Source organism: Acinetobacter sp. YH1901141 (assembly GCF_013416935.1).
Classification (GTDB): domain Bacteria; phylum Pseudomonadota; class Gammaproteobacteria; order Pseudomonadales; family Moraxellaceae; genus Acinetobacter; species Acinetobacter towneri.
Genome location: NZ_VPEY01000055.1, coordinates 1 through 4,989, shown reverse-complemented (window position 1 = coordinate 4,989; position 4,989 = coordinate 1). Strand labels below are relative to the sequence as shown.

The 4,989-nt window shown below is 39.3% G+C and carries 4 protein-coding genes; 1 reads left to right on the top strand and 3 read right to left on the bottom strand.

The features are described 5' to 3' along the window. Positions 1-10: 10 nt before the first annotated feature. Positions 11-1,912, bottom strand: coding sequence for a relaxase/mobilization nuclease domain-containing protein (locus FTV52_RS14205; protein WP_044103697.1), 1,902 nt, complete (start codon positions 1,910-1,912; stop codon positions 11-13). After that, positions 1,909-2,253 (bottom strand): plasmid mobilization relaxosome protein MobC, encoded by a 345-nt coding sequence (gene mobC / locus FTV52_RS14200; RefSeq protein ID WP_044103698.1) that lies wholly within the window; start codon positions 2,251-2,253, stop codon positions 1,909-1,911. Before mobC ends, FTV52_RS14205 begins: the two co-directional genes overlap by 4 nt. Positions 2,254-2,791: 538 nt before the next feature. On the opposite strand from mobC, the gene estT reads away from it, so the two are divergent. After that, the gene (gene estT, locus FTV52_RS14195; RefSeq protein ID WP_179991026.1) at positions 2,792-3,634 is read left to right on the top strand and encodes a macrolide hydrolase EstT; all 843 of its coding nucleotides are present in this window, start codon (positions 2,792-2,794) and stop codon (positions 3,632-3,634) included. Positions 3,635-3,683: 49 nt separating this feature from the next. Here estT and FTV52_RS14190 read toward each other — a convergent pair whose 3' ends face one another. Continuing rightward, positions 3,684-4,586, bottom strand: a complete 903-nt coding sequence (locus tag FTV52_RS14190) for a replication initiation protein (protein ID WP_044103695.1) — start codon at positions 4,584-4,586, stop codon at positions 3,684-3,686. Positions 4,587-4,989 lie beyond the last annotated feature (403 nt).

Genomic DNA, 4,989 nt, shown 5'->3' with positions numbered 1-4,989 from the left:
AAAAAAAGTATCAAAATCTAGGTGAATAACTCCTGTCATTTTTACGTTGTTGCTCCAGTTGCAACTCTCTACGTCTGTCCAGCTCATCTAAAGCCTTAAAGATATTTGTTTGATCAAACCCTCGAATTTTTCGTGATACTGTTGCACTGAGTCTAGTTTCCTTTGAAGCTGTTGGGTCAATGGTGCTGTCTGCTTCTCGATTTCTGTATAGATCATCGTTGGCAATAGTTCGTTGATCTCGTTCTTTAGATTTAACCCAGTCACTAATTGCTCTAAATGGCTCTGTAATCGCTGTTTTAAGCTGCTCTCCAAGTTTTGTAATAAAGTCTCTGATAGCTTCGGATTCTGTAGCTGTCTGATATGATTTTTCATCTCTTTTTCTTTCTCGGTCAGCATGTTGAAGTGAGTTATCAATTTGTTGCAGTAGCTCTCTAGTTCGCTTATCGTTTTGCTCTGCGTTTGAATGAGCTGTAATGCTTGCTCTTGCTGCTTCTGTTGCTCTTTGAGCTGCTGCTGTTGCTGCTCGATAATCTGCAATAACTGTGCTTCGAGATTCATTTAATTGGTTTCCTGCACTATTCGCATATTGTTGCTGTACTGCTGCGCTTTCGGGTCGATCTGGACGCACCAGTCCCATTTTTTCTCTGTCCCACACTTCTGAATATTCAGGCTCGCCCCTTGGCTTTTTAGCCACTGGACTTTGTTCTCCATCTCTGTGATGTCGCTGTACTTGCTTTTGCTGACGTATCCCAGACAAATACTGCTGATAAGCGTTATACATGCCAGTGAAATCAAGGCTATATTCGATGTAATAAGGGTTTTCTTTAATTTGGCTGCTTGGGCTGTTTCTTGGCTCAAGCCGTTCAACTGCTGCAAGTTCGCTTGTAGCTGTTTGATCTGCTGTTGTTGTTCTTGCAATAGGGCTGTCATGCCTTGTTGCTGCTGCTTCTTGGTTTGAGCTGTAGTCTGGTCGATCTGCTGCAATATCTCGTTCGTTGCTTCGCTCTGTTTCTGCTGTATATCCGTTTTGGTGCTGTCGATACTGCTGCTCAAGCTCTGTGCTTCGCTTTGCACTGTATTCCGCATATCTTTGAATATCTGACTGATTTCGCTGTTCAGCTTCTCGTCTATATCGTTCTGATGCTGCGATAGTAAGTTGTTGGCTCGTTTCTGTAAGTCTAAAATCTTGCTCATAGATTGCACCTGTAAGCCTTATCGGGCGGGCTTTTTCGTCATCATTCGGATTTTTAATGGATAGGCTTTTCTTGGTTTCTCTGGTGACTTCAAGACCAAGATCCAATAGCCATTTTTTCATGCTCTGCCGATCTGTAATTAGTCCACTTTCAACGGCTCTCGTTGCTTCAATATCAAGCGTTTCCTTGATCTCATTAACAGTTTTAGGCAAGTTTTTTGCCGTTGTAACGGCTTGGCGATAGAGGGGGTCATCTGCATCATGCAGCTGATATTCATAGTTTGTAATCTTCTTAAACAGATCAATACGAGGACGATCAGCTTTATCATAATAAGGCTGTAAACGTTGTCCTGTAAGTATTTCAACATTAGGGATTAGGAAGTTAAGCTCTAATCTTCGCTCCCCTGTTTCTTCGTTTAATTTGTCTTGATGCTCAATCCACAAGACACGGTACTGGCTCTGATCCATGCCAGGGAATAAGGCTTGCTCAAAATCCTGCATGATTTTTTGTTTATCCTGGTCAGATAAATCATGCTCATAAAAAGACAAACAACCACTGGTATATTTTTTGGCAAAAGGAGACGTATCAATTAATCCAGATACTTCGGAAACATCGCCCTGTAGGACTTTTGCATAATCTCGATCACGGTCTTTACCAAGCAAATAATCCAATGGCCCTTTACTTAAACCGTTCCCATATCTAAAGAATTGAACAATCATTTTTTCAATTCCTTTAAGGTCTGATCAATCCCTATTAACAGGTGCAAAAGCCTTGCAGCATCAAGGGGGCGACTGCTTGCGATATCAGTATTTATTGCCTTTGCAATCTGATTGATGTTGCCCCCAATTCGGGATAGCTCAAGCAAAAAATCACGGTCTAATTTTGTGTAGTGATTTTCCTGATTCTTTTTTTTGGCGTTGCCTTGAGTTGCATCAATTTGGGCAAGTGAAGTATCCCTTAGATATTTGGCAATATTTAGGATATTGGCATCTTTGATTTTCTGTACCTCTGCATCAGAAAATCGGACTTTGTAAACCTTATTACGTTTGATCGCTGTCATGCTTTTGCCTTTGCTTTTGGGGGTTTCGGGGGCTTGCCCCTGAACAAGGTCATGGAACACATCTGCGTAGCAGAGGGGTCTCCATGTATCCTTGCATTCCATTACGGTAGCAGACCCCTAGACGTAATTCAATTAAGCAAGTCATGGTAAGTCTGTGGACAAAGGAAAACCCTGTGATCTAACCTGTGTGCAACTCAACGTATAACTGCTTTATCGTTATGTGGAGTTGTGCATCGTGTTTAGGCACAGATCAGGTTTTACGGTCGCTTGCGATTGTCCACAGACGTTGCTCATTCCCTTAAATAATAATTTTTAAAAATGAAAAGGGAAAAAAGCACCCAAGAGGGCTGATATCTGATTTAGGCTTCGTGTCTCAATAAAATTGATTAGAATCTGTATTCGTAGCCAAAATCTATGCTAGGCTAGGGTGAGAATGGAACAACAATGACAGGAGCAATTCACCGCTGTTCTTAAGTTTTTGCTATCTGGGTAAAATTTTACTTTGTTATATGATTGACTATTGGAAATACAGGAAAAAATGAAAGATAAAATAATTACAGCGAACAACATTAGTCTTTATACAGAAAGTTTTGGATTTGAATATAACCCTACAATTTTATTAGTTGCAGGAGCGACAGTTTCAATGCTTTATTGGGACACAAAGTTTTGCCAAAAATTAGCAGAAAAAGGTTTTTTCGTAATTCGTTACGACAACAGAGATGTCGGAAAATCAACTTTCTATGAGTTAGGTAAATCAACATACGATATTGTTGATTTGACAAACGATGCAATTTCAATCTTAGACGGTTACAATATTGAACAAGCACATTTTTTAGGTATGTCTTTAGGTGGGCTAATTTGTCAAATTGCTGCAATAAAATATCCAGATAAAGTAAAATCATTAATACTTTTATCTACAGGACCTTGGGGAGATTCTAACCCAAACATTCCTGAAATGGACACAAGAATTCTGGACTTTCACAGAAAATCGGAGACTGTTGATTGGGAAAATGAAGATAGTGTCGTGAACTATATGATTGAAGGCTCTGCTTTAATGAGTGGAAGAAAGCAATTTGACAAATTAAAATGTGAAAACTTAATAAGAGCTGAGTTTAATAGAGCCAACAATTATATAAGTATGTTCAATCACGCTACATTACAAGGGGGTGAAGAGTATTGGAATAGATTAGACGAAATTAAACAGCCGACTTTAATCATACATGGTACTGATGATTTAATATGCCACTTTAAAAACACAGATGTTTTACTTGAAAGGATAGAAAAATCAAAATTAGTTATACTTAAAAAAACAGGACACGAATTACACTTTGAAGATTGGAATACTATAATTAACGGGATAACCAACCATATAAATAATTGAAAAATTAAAAATAAAATCATCTAATGAAATACAGCCTAAAAGTAACGGTTTATTTAGTTTTTTCATCTTTCAATCTTCTGTAGTAAGTTGCTCTACTGATACCTAAAATCAGCCAAGGCTTTTTTTCCGTTACACTATCTTTCCTTCGAATAATCCCAGACTGGATACCCCCTAATTTACCCTTTCTACTTTGACGGTCTATGAATTCCTGGTAGTGATAACCGTCTTTCTTCCAACAATATCGAGCAATGGACTTGGCAGTGGCTTTGACTTCGCTATACGGCAATGGCTCTATAAACGCACTATTTGCGTTCTGGCACTGCTCTAAGACTTTCCCTAGCCAAATAGCAAACGTACTGCCTCGATGCGCTCTAATCGCCTTATATGCCCAATATCTAACTGTATCGAACATCATACAGTTCCGCCCAAGCCCTGAAACCTCTTTTAAGTCGGTTTTTAGTTCCTGAAGCTCTACAAAATCGGCTAAATAATTTAGATCGTATGGTTGAACGCCAAAGGTATGATTTTCCCATGTTCCGTGACATGGATTTTTAGTGATTAACCCCGTATAGCCACGATCTGCACCTAACGCCAAGCTATACGCCTGCTCAATCTTGGCAAGGTACTGTATGACATTCTGCTTTGCTCGATGCGTGGTACACACTGGAGCTAAAAGCATATAGCCAATATGTGCATGTCCATTTTGGCGATTTTTGGCTATCCACGTTGGGGTCGGTAAATTTGCGTCAGACCACGCAAAATAAGCGTCTTGGCGGTCTATATCGAACACCAACGAGCTAACAAGACAAGGGGGATTATGCTGAATATATGGCTTCTGGATTGCGGTACGTTTTGGGCGAATAACCACCCCGTACCCTAAATCATCCGAGCAATACGGTTTTTTTGGGAGTTTTTCGTAAAAATCGTCTGAAAATTGCGTTTTATTGAGCATGAAACACGTCCAAGTGTTGCATTGGCTCAAAACATCAGTAAAATACAAGTATCGAATTTGAGTTTTACGGATGCTTTAAGCGTTTGTTTAACAAAGAGAAAAAAGCGGGTTTGCAGACCTGCTTTTTTTTCGCCTGATGAAAATATTACACCTTTTTGAATTGCTGTCAAATGACTGATTTTCAAAACAAAATATTGCGACAAATTGTCGCAAATATGCGACCTTTTGAAGATGCTTTTTTTTCGAGGACAGCATTGCAAAGGCAATGCTCCGCAGAAAAAAAGTATCAAAATCTAGGTGAATAACTCCTGTCATTTTTACGTTGTTGCTCCAGTTGCAACTCTCTACGTCTGTCCAGCTCATCTAAAGCCTTAAAGATATTTGTTTGATCAAACCCTCGAAT

Excerpts from the sequence above, each read along its gene's own strand:
- FTV52_RS14205 (WP_044103697.1), bottom strand. The coding sequence starts at position 1,912 with ATGATTGTTCAATTCTTTAGATATGGGAACGGTTTAAGTAAAGGGCCA.
- mobC (WP_044103698.1), bottom strand. The coding sequence starts at position 2,253 with ATGACAGCGATCAAACGTAATAAGGTTTACAAAGTCCGATTTTCTGAT.
- estT (WP_179991026.1), top strand. The coding sequence starts at position 2,792 with ATGAAAGATAAAATAATTACAGCGAACAACATTAGTCTTTATACAGAA.
- FTV52_RS14190 (WP_044103695.1), bottom strand. The coding sequence starts at position 4,586 with ATGCTCAATAAAACGCAATTTTCAGACGATTTTTACGAAAAACTCCCA.